General features: G+C 69.2%; 17 protein-coding genes and 2 pseudogenes. 6 read left to right on the forward strand and 13 right to left on the reverse strand.

What is annotated here, in order from left to right:
• Positions 1-30: 30 nt before the first annotated feature.
• The 3 genes from AB0F52_RS45300 to AB0F52_RS45310 all read right to left on the reverse strand — a co-directional run bounded on the left by AB0F52_RS45300 (position 31) and on the right by AB0F52_RS45310 (position 3,040).
• Positions 31-1,101, reverse strand: coding sequence for a class I SAM-dependent methyltransferase (locus AB0F52_RS45300; protein WP_360184718.1), 1,071 nt, complete (start codon positions 1,099-1,101; stop codon positions 31-33).
• Positions 1,102-1,271: 170 nt separating this feature from the next.
• The gene (locus AB0F52_RS45305; RefSeq protein ID WP_360184721.1) at positions 1,272-2,681 is read right to left on the reverse strand and encodes an MFS transporter; all 1,410 of its coding nucleotides are present in this window, start codon (positions 2,679-2,681) and stop codon (positions 1,272-1,274) included.
• Positions 2,678-3,040: a MarR family transcriptional regulator gene (locus tag AB0F52_RS45310; RefSeq protein WP_360184724.1), complete on the reverse strand. Its 363-nt coding sequence runs from the start codon at positions 3,038-3,040 to the stop codon at positions 2,678-2,680. Before AB0F52_RS45310 ends, AB0F52_RS45305 begins: the two co-directional genes overlap by 4 nt.
• 166 nt (positions 3,041-3,206) lie before the next feature.
• Between AB0F52_RS45310 and AB0F52_RS45315 the strand changes: the two genes are divergently transcribed.
• A complete protein-coding gene (locus AB0F52_RS45315; protein ID WP_360184726.1) occupies positions 3,207-3,503 on the forward strand; it encodes a DUF1330 domain-containing protein in 297 nt (98 codons plus the stop codon).
• Positions 3,504-3,553: 50 nt separating this feature from the next.
• Here AB0F52_RS45315 and AB0F52_RS45320 read toward each other — a convergent pair whose 3' ends face one another.
• Entirely contained in the window at positions 3,554-4,366 is an 813-nt protein-coding gene (locus tag AB0F52_RS45320; protein ID WP_360184729.1) for a MerR family transcriptional regulator, read from the reverse strand.
• 67 nt (positions 4,367-4,433) lie between these two features.
• Between AB0F52_RS45320 and AB0F52_RS45325 the strand changes: the two genes are divergently transcribed.
• Positions 4,434-4,781 carry a nuclear transport factor 2 family protein gene (locus AB0F52_RS45325; RefSeq protein ID WP_360184732.1) on the forward strand — a complete coding sequence of 116 codons (348 nt, stop codon included), beginning with the start codon at positions 4,434-4,436 and terminating at the stop codon, positions 4,779-4,781.
• 3 nt (positions 4,782-4,784) lie between these two features.
• Here the strand turns inward: AB0F52_RS45325 and AB0F52_RS45330 are convergent, their stop codons facing one another.
• Positions 4,785-5,531, reverse strand: a complete 747-nt coding sequence (locus AB0F52_RS45330) for a helix-turn-helix transcriptional regulator (protein WP_360184734.1) — start codon at positions 5,529-5,531, stop codon at positions 4,785-4,787.
• A 54-nt stretch (positions 5,532-5,585) separates the two neighbouring features.
• Between AB0F52_RS45330 and AB0F52_RS45335 the strand changes: the two genes are divergently transcribed.
• Positions 5,586-6,881: an MFS transporter gene (locus AB0F52_RS45335; RefSeq protein WP_360184737.1), complete on the forward strand. Its 1,296-nt coding sequence runs from the start codon at positions 5,586-5,588 to the stop codon at positions 6,879-6,881.
• Positions 6,882-7,092: 211 nt separating this feature from the next.
• Here AB0F52_RS45335 and AB0F52_RS45340 read toward each other — a convergent pair.
• From AB0F52_RS45340 to AB0F52_RS45365, 6 genes and pseudogenes are all read right to left on the reverse strand, one after another.
• Positions 7,093-7,303: pseudogene (locus tag AB0F52_RS45340) on the reverse strand (IS630 family transposase); the annotation flags it as partial.
• Between the two features lie 27 nt (positions 7,304-7,330).
• Positions 7,331-8,824: a non-reducing end alpha-L-arabinofuranosidase family hydrolase gene (locus AB0F52_RS45345; protein ID WP_360184739.1), complete on the reverse strand. Its 1,494-nt coding sequence runs from the start codon at positions 8,822-8,824 to the stop codon at positions 7,331-7,333.
• A gap of 822 nt (positions 8,825-9,646) precedes the next feature.
• The gene (locus tag AB0F52_RS45350; protein ID WP_360184742.1) at positions 9,647-10,552 is read right to left on the reverse strand and encodes an NAD-dependent epimerase/dehydratase family protein; all 906 of its coding nucleotides are present in this window, start codon (positions 10,550-10,552) and stop codon (positions 9,647-9,649) included.
• 66 nt (positions 10,553-10,618) lie between these two features.
• Positions 10,619-11,062 (reverse strand): carboxymuconolactone decarboxylase family protein, encoded by a 444-nt coding sequence (locus tag AB0F52_RS45355; protein ID WP_360184745.1) that lies wholly within the window; start codon positions 11,060-11,062, stop codon positions 10,619-10,621.
• A 21-nt stretch (positions 11,063-11,083) separates the two neighbouring features.
• Positions 11,084-11,725: a Type 1 glutamine amidotransferase-like domain-containing protein gene (locus tag AB0F52_RS45360; RefSeq protein WP_360184747.1), complete on the reverse strand. Its 642-nt coding sequence runs from the start codon at positions 11,723-11,725 to the stop codon at positions 11,084-11,086.
• 112 nt (positions 11,726-11,837) lie between these two features.
• Entirely contained in the window at positions 11,838-12,389 is a 552-nt protein-coding gene (locus tag AB0F52_RS45365) for a dihydrofolate reductase family protein (protein WP_360184750.1), read from the reverse strand.
• 130 nt (positions 12,390-12,519) lie between these two features.
• On the opposite strand from AB0F52_RS45365, the gene AB0F52_RS45370 reads away from it, so the two are divergent.
• A complete protein-coding gene (locus AB0F52_RS45370; protein ID WP_360184753.1) occupies positions 12,520-13,431 on the forward strand; it encodes a LysR family transcriptional regulator in 912 nt (303 codons plus the stop codon).
• Between the two features lie 13 nt (positions 13,432-13,444).
• On the opposite strand, the gene AB0F52_RS45375 is transcribed toward AB0F52_RS45370, so the two are convergent.
• Positions 13,445-13,864 carry a DUF2871 domain-containing protein gene (locus AB0F52_RS45375; RefSeq protein WP_360184755.1) on the reverse strand — a complete coding sequence of 140 codons (420 nt, stop codon included), beginning with the start codon at positions 13,862-13,864 and terminating at the stop codon, positions 13,445-13,447.
• Between the two features lie 34 nt (positions 13,865-13,898).
• Positions 13,899-14,084, reverse strand: coding sequence for a DUF4267 domain-containing protein (locus AB0F52_RS45380; RefSeq protein WP_360184768.1), 186 nt, complete (start codon positions 14,082-14,084; stop codon positions 13,899-13,901).
• Positions 14,085-14,214: 130 nt separating this feature from the next.
• On the opposite strand from AB0F52_RS45380, the gene AB0F52_RS45385 reads away from it, so the two are divergent.
• Both AB0F52_RS45385 and AB0F52_RS45390 read left to right on the forward strand, forming a co-directional pair.
• Positions 14,215-14,814: a TetR/AcrR family transcriptional regulator gene (locus tag AB0F52_RS45385; protein ID WP_360184758.1), complete on the forward strand. Its 600-nt coding sequence runs from the start codon at positions 14,215-14,217 to the stop codon at positions 14,812-14,814.
• Positions 14,815-15,041: 227 nt separating this feature from the next.
• Positions 15,042-15,732, forward strand: a pseudogene (locus AB0F52_RS45390) (IS5 family transposase); the annotation flags it as partial.
• Positions 15,733-15,840 lie beyond the last annotated feature (108 nt).

A 15,840-nucleotide genomic window follows, 5' to 3' on the forward strand; every position in this document is an offset into this window, starting at 1 on the left:
CCGGCGCGCTGAGCAGAAACGCGAGGCACGCTATGCGGCATCCCGGCGGGCCACCACCCGGTACGCGTTGGACCACCCGCGCCGCCGGCCGAACGGCGCGCTGATCCGGTCCGCCGCCGAGGCCAGGACGAACAACGGCACGCACGCGATGAACGTGGCCTTGCGCAGGATCCGCCGCCACCGCGCCGGCGGCGCGTCCCGCCACGGAAGGTCCTCCCCGGCGATGGTCAGGGCGTTGACCGCCATGATCGAGGCGGCCAGCACGTCGATCGCGTCATGTGGCTCGGCACGCTGCTCGGCGACCACCGTGAATCCGCGGTCCGCGAGCTCCGCGCGGAGGTTGCCGATCGGCATCAGGTTCAGGTGCTGGGGCTGCAGCCAGGGCATCCACCACCGGCCCAGCAGCTTCGCCCAGCGGCATTCCGGATCGGGCAGCTCGATCGCCAGCAGCCCACCTGGCCGCAACACCGCCATCGCGGCCGCCAGCTCCCGCTTCGGTTCCGCGGTGTGTTCCAGGTAGTGGTACATGCTGACCACGTCGTAGCGCCCGGCGAGCTCCTCGGCCAAGTCCACGAAGAAGCCCCGATAGCCGGTACGGATCCAGCCCTCCCGGCGCGCCAGCTCCACCCCTTCGCCGAGGTCGAGACCATCGAACTTGACGCCGGGCAGCACCGCGGCGGCTTCCTTGCAGAAATGCCCGTGTCCCATGCCGACGTCGAGCCACTCACCCGATACGCCGATGTCCCGGACCAGCTCGGCCCGGGAGCGATAACCCGCCCGGTTGCTTTCGAACATCCCGGACATGTTCTTTTCGCCGAGCCCGTCGTAGCAGTCCCGGTAGTAGAACTCGAGCCCGGCCGGGTTCAGCCGGGGGTTCTGGAAGACGTGCCCGCAGTCCCGGCATTCGTCGAGCCCGAACCGGCCCGGCTTGTGCAGCAGCAGGTCGGTCGTGCGCAACCGGCCACGAAGGGCCTCGGAGCCACACCACGGACAGCTGGTGCGGCGCGGCTCGAAGAACCGATCCACACCGCCGGCCAGGTCCTCCAGGTAGGCCGGGCGGCGCGAGGCGACCGGATCGGCTGGCGCGTCGTCCTCGATCATGGAGGCGGAGCCTAATGCGCGCACCACCCGGACGTGCACCGTCGAACGGACGAATGTGGCGTGCCGGCCTCGCTGTGCGCGGCGCACCCCGACGCGGCCGCCGATGAAGTCGCCACGGCGATGCTCGCACTGTGGACGGCCGTAGACCTTGCGGTGCAACGAGCCTCGCCTCAATGCCGAGGGGTGGGGTCGATCCCGGACGGGTGTTGGCGGGCGAGAACGAGGCCGGCCAGCGTCGTGACCGCCATCGCGGCGATGCCGACCAGCGCTGCGGTGGTGTAGGCATGGTCGTCCGGGAAAAGTTGACCGGTGTCAGTGGCCAGGATCAGGCCACCGGTCGCGCTGCCCAGGGAGTACCCGACGCTGCGGACGACGTAGTTGAAGCTCATCGCGCTCGACGTCTCGCTCTTTGGCGTGACGGCCAGGATGACGCCGGGCATTGCGGCCGAGAAGCTGCCGACGCCGAAGCCCAGCACACCCATCGCGACGAGCAGTTCGGCCAGGTTCGACCGGGCCGCGGCGAAGAGGACGAACCCGCCGCCGACGACGACCGCGCTGCCGGCCAGGAGCACGGGTGCGTCGACCAGCGTCCGCACCCGGGGCGTGAGTTTGCCGGCGACGAACCCCAGCACCGAGAACGGGACGAGGACCAGCCCGGCGACGAAAGTGGTCAGTCCGAAGCCGTAGCCGGCGCTGTGCGGCGTCTGCGCGTACCGCGTGATGAGCGTGAGCAGGAGGTACATGCCGCTCCCGCCGACGAACATGGCGATGTTCGCTCCGGCGACCGCCGGGTGCCGGACCGCCCGGACGTCGACCAGGGGCGTCTTGCTGCGCAGCTCGGAAGCGGTCCAGGCGCACAGCAGGAGCACGGCGGCGACGGCGAGGACCACCGCCACGGCGAGGTGACGGCTCCACAGGCTCTTCTGGCCGGCCAGGACCAGGACGAGGAACAGTCCGCCCGCCAGGGCGAGCGCGCCCGCCACGTTCACGTGAGCGGAGCGGCCTTCGGGAGCCGCGGGTATGGAACGCCAAGCGGTCAGGAAGGCGGCAGCGGTGACGAACAGACCGAAGCCGTAGGCGGCCTGCACGCCGCCGATCTCGGCGAGCAGTGCGGTGAGCGGGTAGCCGACGCCGGCACCGATGATCGAGACCACCGAGATCAGGGCGATCGCCGCCGTGCTGCGTTCCTCGGGGAGATGGTCACGGGCCACGCCCATCATCAGCGCCGTCAGGCCGAGCCCGACGCCCTGGGCCGCCCTCCCGATGAGCAGCCACGCGAACGGCAGCGGCAGCACGGTGAGCGCACTGCCGGCGACGACGATCGCCAGCGTGGCGAGGATCGTGGCCCGCCGGTGCGGGCCGGCTCCGAGCCGGCCCAGGACGGGCGTGGCGACGGCGCCACTCAGCAGCGCGACGGTCAGCGTCCACTGCGCGCTGTCGAGCGAGACGTGGAACGTGGTCGCCACACTGGTGATCAGCGGCGTCCCGAGGCTGGCGACCGCCGCCACGACCAGGGCGATGAAGATCAGGGCGGGGACCAGCAGCCGCGCCTCGGAGCGCTTCAGGGTGCGCTCCGTCACCGCTTCGGCCCTTCTCGGTCCTGGCTTTCGAGCTCTGCCAGGTGCGCCAGCGCCGGAAGCGCCGCCACCAGGGCCTCGACCTCGTCGCCGGCGAGTTCGTCGATCAGCCGCGCGAACGCGTCGACGCCCGCCTGGTGCCGGGTCCGAACGTAGGACTCGCCGGCCTCCGTCAGGCACACCAGCGTGACCCGCTTGTCGGACGCGTCGCCCCTCCGCTCGACCAGCCCGGACTCCTCCATCACCCGGACCAGGACGGTCATCGCGGGCTGGGTGACACCCTCGATCCCGGCCAGATCGGTGATGCGACGCGGGCCGGACCTGTGCAGGGTGGCCAAGGTGGCCGCGGACGTGATGCTCATATCGCGCGGAAGGCGTCTCACAGCCCTGGTGGCCAGCCCGTAGAGGGCCGACCCGATCGCAGCGGAAGCGCCACGAGCGGTGTCTTGACGGCTCATGGGTGAAGCATACAATATTTATATGAATGCTTTATGCATCTGGCGTCCCGGCTGAACACAGGAGGTTTCCGTGGCCAAGGGCTACTGGGTCAGTGTCTACCCCGCCATTTCCGACCCGGAGATTCTGACTGCCTACAACGAGCTGGCCCGTCCGGCCGTCCAAGCCGGGGGCGGCCGGGTCCTGGCCCGCGGCGGCGGCCGAGTCGTCGCCCACGAAGCCGGAATCACGCAACGCGTCGTTCTGATCGAGTTCGACAGCTTCGAGCAGGCCGTCGCGGCCTACGAGAGCGAGGCGTACCAGAAGGCGCTGGTGGCCCTCCCCGACGGCTTCGGGCGCGACTTCCGCATCGTCGAAGGCATCGACTGACCGACGGGCTCACACGCCACCACCGAACAGAGCACCCTCGTCCTCGATCTTCACGGCGACGATGCGAGCCGGAACACGGGCCAGCCGATCTCCGTTCGCCAGGTGGCCGGGGCCGGGTTGTCGCGCGGGCCGACCGCGTACGTTTCGTGGACGGGACCGGCCACCGTGAGGGCGTGCTCCACCACCCAGGCGCCGAGGCGGCCGTAGGTGACGTCGATGTCGTCGTGGGGTCCGTGGTGGACGACGACGGCGAGTTCGGCGGGCGGCAACTCCACCGGCCGCACCCGTCCCCGGGCCGGCGGGTCGGCGACGGGCCGGTGGACCAGGACCGCGCCCCGGCCGCCGGTGAACAGCTCGTTGGCGTAGCGGCCACCCGGCGGACCGAGCGGAGGCAGGCCGGCGATCGCGGCGTCGAGCTCGGCCATCGCCCGGTCGAACCACGACAGCACGTCCTCCTGGTCGACGACGTCCTCGACCGCCGCGACCGTCCTCGCCGCCACCGAGCGGAGCTCGACATCCGGCCCGTCGTCCCCGGGAGACGCGGGAGACAGGAGCCGCTGCAGGGAAACCACCGCGGCCCGGGTCCGCTCGAGTTCCTCCTCCAGCCGCCGCAGGTGGCCGGCGACCAGGTCCGCGCGCTCCGCCGCGTCCTCGGTCGCGAGGATCTTGGCCACGTCGGCCAGCGGCACGTCCAGCTCCCGCAGCCGGTGGATGACCTGCGCGGCCGGGATCTGGCCGGCGGTGTGGTACCGGTAGCCGCTGGCGGGGTCGACCGAAGCGGGCTCCAGCAGGCCGGACTCGTGGTACCGGCGCAGGGTCCGCACACCCAGGTGCGTCAGCTGCGCGAATTCGCCGATCGTCAATCCACGGGACACCCTCCACTGTGCACCGCTTGACCCTCTCCCCGGGAGAGACCCCACGGTCGACGGCATGAGTGAAGCGATCGACACCCGCGAACTGCCCGCACTGATCACCGGCTACCTGGCCGCCCACCAGGCCCGTGACCTGGACGCGGCGCTGGCCTGCTACACCGAGGACGCCGTCGTCACCGACGAGGGTCACAGCCACCGCGGCAAGCGCGAGATCCGCGACTGGCTCGCCCGCGCCGCGAGCCAGTACACCTACACCACGACGCTCGTCGCGGCCCACCGCGTCGACGACCGGCACTACGTCGCCGTGCACCACCTCGAGGGCGACTTCCCCGGCGGCGTCGTCGACCTGCGGTTCCAGTTCACTTTGGACGGTGAGCACATCGCCGCGCTGGTGATCGAGCCGTGAAGCTCAAGGAGCATCCCCGGGCTCCGGACGCCGAGGCTGCCCGGCCCGGTAGGAGCCGGGTGTCCGCCCCATGGTGCGGGTGAACGTTTCGACGAACGCGCTCGGCGTGGCCCAGCCGCACCGGTGCGCGGTCCGGGTGACGCTGGCGCCCTCCGCGAGCTCGATCATCGCGTGGAACACGCGGGTCGTGGTGCGCCACTGCGGATAGGTGGTCCCGAACTCGACGCGGAACAGCCGGGACAGCGTGCGCTCGCTGGTCCCGGTGCGACGGGCCAGCCACGCCGTCGTGCGGGGCCGGCTGAGGTCTTCGGTGACGAGCCGGCACGCGTGGGCCAAGCGGGGGTCGCGGGCCACGGGCAGGGTCAGCGGCCGGTCCTGGGCGCGGCGCAGGCGGTCGCGGAGCACCAGGTGGAGCCGGGCGGCCTCGGCGGCGCCGAGGCCGGGTTCGGTGGCGGCGATGAGGAGTTCGCGCAGCAGCGCGCTGACGGCGATGACCGCGGGCGCGGTGCCGTCCAATGGCGCGTCGTGGCTCGGGAACATCAGCGTGAGCACCTCGGAAGCGCCGTAGACGCGGTGTTCGTGCCAGGTGCCGGCGGGCATCCAGACGGCGCGGTCGGCGCAGGCGACCCACGCGCCGCGGTCGGTGCGGACCGCGAGCACACCCCGGATGACGTACACCAGCTGGTGTTCGTCGTGCCGGTGCCGCTCGATGACCTGCCCGGCCGCGTGCTCGTGGCGGTTTTCTGACACAAGTCGACAGATTATCGGAAGTGCGGCCCCGGTGGTGGCTGCGAACGTGAGCGCATGACGACCAGCGCTCCGAAGAACCGCCTCCGCCGGATCGCCGTGGACATCCGGCCGCTGGCGCATCCCGTGTTCCGCCGGACTTTCTTCGGTCAGGGCGCCGCGGTGGTCGGGACGGTGGTGACCGAAGTCGCCGTGCCGGTGCAGATCTACGACCTGTCGCACTCGTCGTTCGACGTCGGTCTCGCCGGACTGGCCGGGCTCGTTCCGATCCTGGTGTTCGGGCTCTACGGCGGCGCGATCGCCGACGCCGTGGACCGGCGACGCCTGTACCTGGTCTCCTCGGCGCTCACCTGGACGGTCACGCTCGCGTTGTTCGCTCAGGCGGTGGCCGGGCTCCGGTCGGCGCCGCTGATCCTCGCGCTCGTCGCTGTGCAGTCCGGCGGTTTCGCGGTGTCGTCCGCGGTCCGCGGCGCCATCGTCCCGGCCCTCGTCACCCCGGATCTGGTGCCCGCGGCCAACTCGCTGAACTACACCGCCTCGACGGTCGGACAGGTGCTGGGCCCCCTCGTCGCGGGTGTCCTCCTCGGACTGCCGAACGGATTCTGCTACGCCTACGGCGCGGACGCGGTGCTGTTCACCGCGGCGCTCTACGCGACGTTCCGGCTCCCGCCCCTGCCTCCGGCGGCACCCCTCGGCCGCCCCGGCCTGCGCTCGGTCCTCGACGGCCTGCGTTTCCTCGCCGGCCGCCAGGTCCTGCTGATGTCCTTCCTGGTCGACATCGCCGCGATGGTGCTGGCCATGCCGACCGCGCTGTTCCCCCAAGCGGCCGAGACGCGGTGGCACGGCGGAATCGGCCTGCTTTACTCAGCGATCGCGATCGGCTCGGTGCTCGCCGGGCTGTCCAGCGGCTGGATCGGCCGGGTGCGGCGCCAAGGCGCCGCCCTCACCGCGGCGGTGGTGGTCTGGGCCGGCGCCGTCGCGCTGGCCGGGCTCGCGCCCACTCTGTGGCTCGCGGTCACGCTGCTCATCGTCGCCGGCGCGGCCGACCTCGTCAGCGCGGTGTACCGCCAGACGATCCTGCAGACCGCCGTCCCCGACCGCATGCGCGGCCGGCTACAGGGCGTGTACACGGTCGTCGTCACCGGCGGTCCCCGCCTCGGCGACCTCCGCGCCGGGATCATGGCTTCGGCACTCCCCCTCGCCGTGGCCTGGTCGGCGACCGCACTGACCTGCGCGGTCCTCGTCCTGACCGGCGCGGTCCTGGCGAGGTCGTTCTGGCAGTACACGCCGGGCGAAAAATCGGGCGGGGAGAGCCGGTCGTCGAATCCTCCGTCCGGGGCATGCGGTGGGTGATGCCCTCAAGGGTGCAGGTGGTGGCGAGACACTGGTCCGATGTCTGACGATGCGGATGTGCCGCCGGCTGGAGTGGCGAACTCCGTGGGCGGTGACGTCAGCGGGTCGGTGGTGCAGGCGGCCAGTGTCACCGGTGGAGTGCACAGTGCTGCCCGGACCGGTGCCCCGGTGGTCCGCAGTGCCCTGGGTTACTGGCTCGGCATGCGTTCGTCACGATCACGTCGTCGACCTTCTCCAGCGTGATCGACGCCGGCCGGCCGGGCCGGTCCTCATCGACCAGCCCGTCCAAACCCTGCGCCACGAACCGGGACCGCCACTTACGCCAGCACGATCCGGCACCGCAACGCCAACGCTTGCGCCGACTTCGCCCGCCGCTCCCACCGCAGCAACGTCGCACACTCGCCGTCACCGCAGCCTGCGATTGGATAGCGAAATTCAGGCGCAGGACACTAGCGCTGCAGTGTCAGCACGCCCGGCCGGTACGGCAGGATGCCGTAGTCCATGCCGTCGGTACTGGGGTCGCGTCCCTGGTAGAGGAACTGCAGGTTGCACGGGTCGACGGTCTTGGTCTGGTCGGGGTTGGTGCGAACCACGTCGCCGTGGCTGATGTCGTTGGTCCAGGTGGCGCCGCTGTTGGCCTTGCCCGCGAAGGGGTTGCCCTGAGTGTCGGCCTGCGGTGTCCACGTGCCGCCCAGGCTGGTGGCGGTGAACGAGCGGAAGAAGCGACCGCGCCAGTCCTCCGCCTCGACGATCATGAGGTACTGGTTCTGGCCCTGGACCTTGTAGACCTCCGGCGCCTCGAACAGGTTGGCCTCGGCGTCGTGCATGACCTCCGTGGACGACGAACCGAAGCTGCTCGGGAAGTTCCCGATGGGCATGCCGGACCGGTAGATGTAGCCTTTGTCGTTGGCGAAGAACATGTACATGTTCGTGTCGTCGCCGATCAGGGTCACGTCGAGGGGACCCCCGATCGGGACGGTGCCCGAGAACAGCTCCTGCTGCGCGGACCAGCCGTTGGGGTTGGTGGGGTCACTCGAGGTGCGGTAGGAGAAGACGTTTGGCCAACCGCCCATGTAGGCGAGCACCCAGGTGTTCTTCGGGGCGAAGTAGAACAGCGTCGGCGCGAAGCCGTCGAAGGGAATCGTGTTCTGGGTGGCGGTGGCCATGTCGGACCAGTTCGTGAAGGGACTGAAGCTCATCAATCCCCAGCGCCCCTGCTCACCGGCGACGGTGTCGTGCGTCGTGGCGTAGACGACGTGCTGTCCGTTGTAGACGACGTTGGTGAAGTCCTTGAGCGCGACCCAGCCCGCCTTCGGGTTCGCCAGCGGGCCGGTGGATGTCCAGTGGTACGTCGACGGAAGAGCACACGTGCCGGTGCCCCCGTCGACGCGGACGAGTTGCCACTGCTGGTTGCTGCCGCCCCAGTCGCTGTACTGCACGACGTTGCCGCCGTCGTTGGTCGCCGCGTTCTGAACCTCGACCGCCTTGCCACTGTTGCGGTTGATCAGCCGCACGTAACCGCTGTCGGAGTCGGCCAACCGGAACTGCTGGTTCGCGCCATTGCCGTCGGTCCACTGGTGGATGGCGGCACCGTCGGCTGTCGACCAGCTGGACACGTCGATCACCTTGCCCGAGTGCCGCGCCTTGAGCCGGTAGTAACCGCCACCCGAATCCACGAACTGGAACTGCTGGTTGTTGCCGTTGGTTCGAGTCCACTGGACGACGTTGGCGCCATCGGCGGTGGAGAAGTTGTAGACGTCGATGGCCTTGCCACTGTTGCGGTTCACCAGGACATACCAGGCAGCCGTGTCCACAGTGGCGGCCGACGCCGAGGTGGGGACCCCCATGAGCAGCCCACCTGCGATCACGACAGCTACCGCAGCAGCCAACCCCGACCGCCACCGACGACGCCACCTCGCGGTCCGCGCAAACCCAACCGACATGAGCATCTGTCCTTTCAGGAGGGGTCCGCGTCGGTGCGGATCCCGGCGACACCCGCGCCACGGAAAGTGCCGTGTTAGCGCTAACATTTTGGAAGGCGATCCGTGCAGGAATATGAGGGGGTATAGGTGTCAGGTAGCCGACGGCGGTGTGACTGAACGCACCATTGGACTCTGAACGATGACGTCGGCGGCGTCAAGATGTAACGGGAAGGTTTTCGCGGGAAGTCCCGGGTGAGACGCTGGGGCTCGCCGAAGCGCCGGGACATGGTCGTCACGGACGGACACACTGGTGCCGAGGCGTTCGCGTCCTACGTCACCGATGGTCCCGAACAGCTACTGCGGGCCGTCGCCAGAGTCGTTCTCCACGAAAGCCGCACTCAGGCCGAGTTCGAGGCGGAACCCATCGTCTACCGATGGTTCTTCCATCGTCGTCGCGAAAAGCACGGTCGCGATCCGCCTCGGCGAAGCAGCCGGCTGCGCCCGGCACGACTGCCGGATCGACACCCTTCGCGTCGATCCCGTCGAACACATCGCCCACCGGAGTGCGCCCACCACCTACCCCACGGCGTCGGCGTCGGGTGCACGGAAGTGCGACCTTCTCCAGGCCTGGCCGATCACTCTCCAGCTTGCGGTGCTCGTCGCGGTCGTTCTGACCGGCACCGCCGCTCGTCGAGCGCCGGAAACGGCGTGAACGGCTCGTCGCGCTGCGTCGTCGCGGGACGCTTTCCGGCGTACGCCCGGAGGAGTAGCTGTTCGAGGGCGGCTCCGGGGCGGTGCGGATGTCGTGATCCGCACCGCCCCGGAAAACACCCGCGCGACGCGTTAGTCGAGATCGTCCTGGATCCAGTCCAAGACGGAGGCGTGCGCCGGACGCCAGCCGAGTCCGGCGGAGGCGCGGCCTCGGATCCGGCTGTTGGAGGCGAGAACGTACAAGGTGAGTTCTTCTCCCCAGTGGGCCACGGCATCGTCGGTGTCCCACGCCTCGGCGGGACCGAGGCCGAACTTCCGGGCGATCGCGGCGGCGATGTCGCGGAACGACGCTTCGCCGTTTTCGACGAAGTAGAACGATCCGGCCGGAGCGTCGGTGAGCGCACGGAGGTAGAGGTCGGTCAGGTCGTCGATGTGCACGGTCGACCAGATGTTGCGGCCCTCCCCGACGTACCGGGCGACCCCGCTTTCGCGGGCCTGCCTGGCGAGGACGGGGACTTGCAGGCTGTCGCGGGACATGCCCCGGCCGTGCCCGTAGACGAGGGAGTTGCACAGCACCACCGAGCGCACCTCGCGGCTCGCCGCGTCCAGGACGAACCGGTCGAGTGCGACACGGGCGACCTTCTTTTCGATGGGGCTCCAGCCAGAGCCGGGGGCGATGACCTCCTCGGTGTACACCTCGTCGGCGACGGCACCGCGCGAGTCGGTGCTGACGACGGTGGACCCGCTCGTGTGCACCAGCGGACGGCCGGTGCCGGCCAGCCCTTCGACGAGCGCCTCGACGGCGCCCCGGTGATCGCTGCTGGCGGCGTTGACGACGGCGTCGGCCTCGCGGGCGCGCGCGGTGAGCAGTGCGGCGTCGTCGAGCGTGCCGATGACGGGGTTGATGCCGCGCCGCTCCAGCTCGCGAGCTTTGTCCTCGCTACGGACGAGACCGTCGACCCGATGTCCTGAGCGCAGGAGCAGGTCGGCGACCGAACCCCCGATGTAGCCGGTGGCCCCGGTGATGAAGACGCGCATGTGATGTTCCGATCCGGTAGGCGCGTTCGCGCGTATGGCTGGGGTGAGGCGGGAGAAGGGAGGCCGTCAGTCCAGCGGCCAGGGCCGGGCGGTGGCGCCGAGCCGGTTCCAGGCGTTGATCACGGTGATGGTCCAGATCAGCTCGGCGAGCTCGACCTCGGTGAACTCGGCGGCCGCCCGGCCGAACACCTCGTCGGTGACGGGGCCGTCGACGAGCCGGGTCGCCGCCTCGGTCAGCTCGAGTGCCACCCGTTCACGGTCGGTGAAGAACGGCGTCTCGCGCCACACCGGCAGCGCGTACAGCCGCTGCTCGGTCTCACCACCGGTACGCGCGTCCTTGGTGTGCATGTCGACGCAGTAGGCACAGCCGTTGAGCTGGGAAGCGCGCGCTCGCACCAGTTCCAGCAGCGCGGGCTCCAGGCTGACCTTGCGAGAGGCCGCGTCGAGCGAGTTGAGCGCGCGGTTGATGTGCGGTGCCAGCTCGTCGACGGGGAGTCGTACGGCGTTCATGGTTCTCTCTTTCGTTGGGTGTCAGCGGTTCGCGGGGGTCGACGGCCGGTCGATGATGGTGACCTCGCCGTCGCGGAGAGTGCGGTACGGAACTCCTTCGCGGTCGTAGCGCTCGACGACGCGCTCGATGGGCTCGCTCTCGGGGATCGGCGAGCGGTAGTGGGGGACCAAGGCGTAGTCCAAGAGACCGAGCCCTTCCCAGATCGCCGGCAGGTCGTAGGCGGTGACGGTGTCCGCGGGGTCGTCGACGAGTTCGAGGCCGTGAAGGCTGGGCGACAGGACGCAGGCGCCCGCGCTCCAGCCCGCGTAGACGACGGCGTCGCGCCGGAGCAGGCCGGACAGGATCCCGTCGGCGCCGCTGAGGGCCATCGCCAGCCGCAGGACGAACGGGTTGCCGCCGTGGACCCAGATGACCCCGAAGCCGGACAAGCGCTCCGCGAGTCCTTCCGAAGCACCGAAATGGTCACGAAAGTCCACTTCGGACACTGAGTAGCCACGGTCGCGAAGCAGTGCAACCTCGCGGCCGGTGGCCTGCCGTCTCGCCGGACCCGGGAGGGCATCCAGCGCGTTGCCGATGACGGCCGCGGTCCGGACGTCGCCGGCGAGGTCGTCCAGGAGTTCGGGGGCGTCCCCGAGTTTCCAGGAGGAAAGGAACAAACGCATGGGCCTGCTCTCGTGAGAAGGGGAAGGGTCAGGCGGAGACGGTGAGGACGATCTTTCCGGCGGTATGGCCCGCTTCAACGTCCGCCAGGCAGGGAAACCGGGGGAAGGGACTTCACTCGCGACCGGTGGGCCGGTAGTCCAGGATCATCGTTCCGGAGCTGAAGGCCGCCGTCGTCGCGAGACGCCACGAGGTCGGATCGATGCCCGCGCGGAACAGGCGTTTGCCGCATCCGACGATCACGGGATGCAGCCAGAGTTTCAGTTCGTCGAGAAGGCCGAGCTCGATCAGGGAGTTCACCAGGACTCCGCTGGCGTAGATGAGGATGTCGCCGGCGTAGCGCGCCTTGAGCTCTAAGATCTCGGCGGCCAGATCGCCTCGCACGACGGTGGTGTTGTTCCACTCGGCGGTTTCCAGGGTGGTCGACACGACGTACTTGGGGAGGGTGTTCATCCGGACGGCGAAGTCGCCGTCGGACTCCTCCATATGCGGCCAGGCGGCGGCCATGCCCTCGTAGGTGACGCGGCCCAGCAGCAGTGCGTCACTGGAGAACAACTGACCGTAGGCGAACTTGGCGTGCTCGGCGCTGAAATACGGCCCGGTCCAGGTCGGCTTCTCCATCACCCCGTCCAGCGACAGGTAGACGAGCGAAACGATCTTGCCCACAGAGAGTCCTTGAGTGAGAGTCGGTGACACCGAGTGACGTTGTCTCATTCAGTCTTTAGGGGGCCCGATCCGCCAACAAGGTGGCATAGTGCAACGGTCATTAAGGTGGGTTTAACGACCGGAGGCGCATGTGCTGGAGCGGCTTGAACTGGAAGCGTTCCTGACCGTCGGCGAGGAGCTGCACTTCGGCCGCACTGCCGACCGCCTGCACGTGACCACCGCGCGGATCAGCCAGACGATCAAGAAGCTCGAACGCCAGATCGGGACGCCGCTGTTCGAACGCACCAGCCGCCATGTCGCCTTCACCGAAGCGGGGCAACGGTTGTACGACGATCTGCGCCCCGCCTACGACCTGATCGAGGCCGGGCTCCGGAAGGCGACCGACGCCGCGCGCGGCGTCCACGGTGTGCTGCGGGTCGGTTTCCTCGGCGCCGCCGCGGGACAGCTCATGGTCCAGGGGGCCCAGCTGTTCGACCGGCGTCACCCCGGCTGGCGGGCCCAGCCGAGGGAAGTGCAGATCGTCGACGGCCTTCAGCGGCTGCGCGCGGGCGATACCGACCTGCTGGTCGTGAGCCTGCCGCACGACGAACCCGACATGGTCACCGGCGAGGTCCTGTTCTCGGAGCCGCGGGTGCTGGGGGTGTCCGTCCGGCATCCGCTCGCCCGCCGCGACACCGTTTCGCTGGAAGACCTCGCCGCGGTCAAAATGCTGCAAGTGGCCGAAGCGTTCCCGGCTTACTGGCGCGCGGATCGCACGCCGGACCACACGCCCGGCGGCGACCCGATCGAACCGGGCCCGCGCTTCGAAACACTCCAGGAAGCCCTGGCATTGATCGGCGCAGGGGAAGGCGCTTTCGTGATGGGCGCGCAGGTGTCCCGGTTCTACGCGCGGCCCGGCGTCGCGTATCTCCCGATCAGCGACGCGCCACCCCTGGAATGGGCGCCGACCTGGCTGCGCACCAACACCGCACCCCAGATCCACGCCTTCAACCAGGCCGCCCAGGACGTTGCCGCCCGGGTCTACCTCGCCATCCGCCACTGACGGGCCGCCGTGCTCATGCTGCCGGCTGAACGGTCTTCTTGAGGCGTTTGCCGAGGAGGACGAACAGCAGGATCAGCCCGACCGTGAGCAGGACGTGGCCGAGCCCGGCGGTCAAGGAGACGGCCATCGGCACGGAGAGGCCGAGAACCGTCTGAGTGCCGTGGACGAACATCATGGCGACCGAGACGGCGATGCCCGCGTTGTAGAACCAGAAGAAGAGGGTGAACAGCCTGGTCCCGGAAAGCTGGAACAGCTTGTCGAGCGCCAGGACGATGAGGAAGCCCAGCATGCCCAGCGAGAGCAGGTGCGTGTGGATGAGCGCGAGCTGGGTTCGCCCGTCGAACTCGTTGAGCTTGGTGAATTCCCGGTAGTACAAGCCGGAAACCACTCCGAGGATCATGTAGATGTGTGCCGCGTAATAGGATTTCGACATTACTTTGCTCTTTCCGGAAAAGGGTGACGGGAATTCACTGACGTGCGAGGGACAACCGCTCCGCGATGGCCGGGCGGCCGCGGGTTTCACGGAGGGTCAGAACGCCGGTGGGCGCGACCAGGGCGGCGGTCGCTCCGTGAATGCCGAACGCGGCGGCCGACGATCCGTCGTGGGCCAGCACGGTGATCATGTCGCCGAGCGGCGTGCAGGCGATGAACAGGGCCCCACCGTGGCCAGGACGGTGTTGACGTTCTTGCGGGTCACGGTCACCCCTTCTCTCAAAACGTTACGTAACGTTATGACTGCACAGAACGTAACAGAACGTTTTGTAGTTGGGTAGAGTGATCGCGGTGAGCACCCCACCCGCCGGCCGGACCGCACGCTCCCGGGACGAGATCCTGCAAGCCGCCGTCGACCTCTGCGCCGAGCGCGGCTACGCCGCGGTGACCATGGAGGCGGTCGCCACGCGGGCGAAGGTGGGCAAACCGACGGTCTACCGCTGGTGGCCGTCGAAGGGGGCGCTGTTCCTGGACGCCCTGATGGACCGGCTGGGCGAGCGGTTCTTCCTCTATCCCGACACCGGTGACATCGACGCCGACCTGCGCACCTGGCTGCGCACCCTCGCCGAGGTCTTCGCCGACGAACGGCACGGCCAGATCATCTCGGGCGTGATCGGCTCGGCCCAGCTCGACACGGAACTCGCCGCCATGATCCAGGGCAAGGTCCACACGGCGCTGGCCGCGATCAACCGGGCCCGGCTCGTCAAGGCACAGGAAGCCGGGCAGCTGGCCGCCGGCGACCCCGCGCTCTACGACGACATGCTGGTCGCCCCGCTCTGGTACCGCCTGCTGGTGACCGGCGAGCCGATCACGAGCGACTACGCCGACACCATCGTGAACACCTTGATCTCCCCCGCTCCAGGGCAAGCCCCCGCGGCCGAGGAGCGGTAAGTGGTCAGTCCGCGTTCAGCAGGACCGGCAGCCGTGCGATGTCATCATCCGGCGAGGGGCATTGCGGCACTCGTTCGAATCGCCGAGGAAGCCGACCCGGACAACCTGCGAGTCGAGGCCGCGCAACTCGTCGCCGGCCACGACCTCGTGCGAGGTCTTAGAGGTCAGTTCAGAATGAGTCGGCGTGTCGTCTTTGCGGAGGCTGCGGGGCTTTCCAGAATCTCGGTATCCGTGAGGAGGTTCTGACCGACCAGCTGTGGGAGCGGCTCGAGCCGCTCCTTCCGGTGCACCCGCGGCGGTTCCGCTATCCCGGCCGCAAGCGTGCCGATGATCGCGCCGCACTCGAAGGCATCCTGTACGTGTGCGCACCGGCATCGGCTGGAACCGCCTGCCCACGGCGCTGTTCGGCGCTTCCGGGGCCACCTGCTGGCGGCGGCTGACCGAATGGCACGAGGCCGGCGTCTGGCAGCAACTGCACGAACGCCTGCTCGCCGAGCTACGTGCCGCCGGCCTGCTGGACCTGTCGGCTGCGCTGGTCGATTCCACCCACCTGCGTGCCCTCAAAGGGGGGACCACACCGGGCCCGGCCCGGTCGATCGCCGCAAACCCGGCTCCAAGCACCACCTGATCACCGACGCCCACGGCACCCCGCTCGCCGTCACGCTGACCGGCGGGCATCGCAACGATGTCACCCAGCTGATTCCGCTGATCGACGCTATCCCATCGATCCGAGGTGTGGTCGGCAAGCCACGGCGGCGGCCACGTCGGCTCTACGCCGACCGCGGCTACGACCACGACAAGTACCGCCGTCTGGTCCGCGCCCGCGGTATCACACCGGTCGTCGCCCGCCGCGGCGTCAAGCACGGCTCGAGCCTGGGCACCATCCGCTGGCCGGTGGAACGCACCTTCGCCTGGCTTAGACCGCATCTCGTTTGGGTGTGTTGCAAGGTAGGCGGTATCGTTGATCAACGATGGACGATGTGGAGAAGTGGTGCCCGGAGCCGTTGTGGCTGCTGGCACAGCCGC

Origin of the sequence: Amycolatopsis sp. NPDC024027 (assembly GCF_040638975.1) — a bacterium.
In the GTDB taxonomy this organism is placed as follows: Bacteria; Actinomycetota; Actinomycetes; order Mycobacteriales; family Pseudonocardiaceae; genus Amycolatopsis.

Coding starts and splice junctions, on each gene's coding strand:
- AB0F52_RS45300 (WP_360184718.1), bottom strand. CDS start 1,101: ATGATCGAGGACGACGCGCCAGCCGATCCGGTCGCCTCGCGCCGCCCG.
- AB0F52_RS45310 (WP_360184724.1), bottom strand. CDS start 3,040: ATGAGCATCACGTCCGCGGCCACCTTGGCCACCCTGCACAGGTCCGGC.
- AB0F52_RS45325 (WP_360184732.1), top strand. CDS start 4,434: ATGAGTGAAGCGATCGACACCCGCGAACTGCCCGCACTGATCACCGGC.
- AB0F52_RS45335 (WP_360184737.1), top strand. CDS start 5,586: ATGACGACCAGCGCTCCGAAGAACCGCCTCCGCCGGATCGCCGTGGAC.
- AB0F52_RS45345 (WP_360184739.1), bottom strand. CDS start 8,824: ATGTCGGTTGGGTTTGCGCGGACCGCGAGGTGGCGTCGTCGGTGGCGG.
- AB0F52_RS45350 (WP_360184742.1), bottom strand. CDS start 10,552: ATGCGCGTCTTCATCACCGGGGCCACCGGCTACATCGGGGGTTCGGTC.
- AB0F52_RS45355 (WP_360184745.1), bottom strand. CDS start 11,062: ATGAACGCCGTACGACTCCCCGTCGACGAGCTGGCACCGCACATCAAC.
- AB0F52_RS45360 (WP_360184747.1), bottom strand. CDS start 11,725: ATGCGTTTGTTCCTTTCCTCCTGGAAACTCGGGGACGCCCCCGAACTC.
- AB0F52_RS45375 (WP_360184755.1), bottom strand. CDS start 13,864: ATGTCGAAATCCTATTACGCGGCACACATCTACATGATCCTCGGAGTG.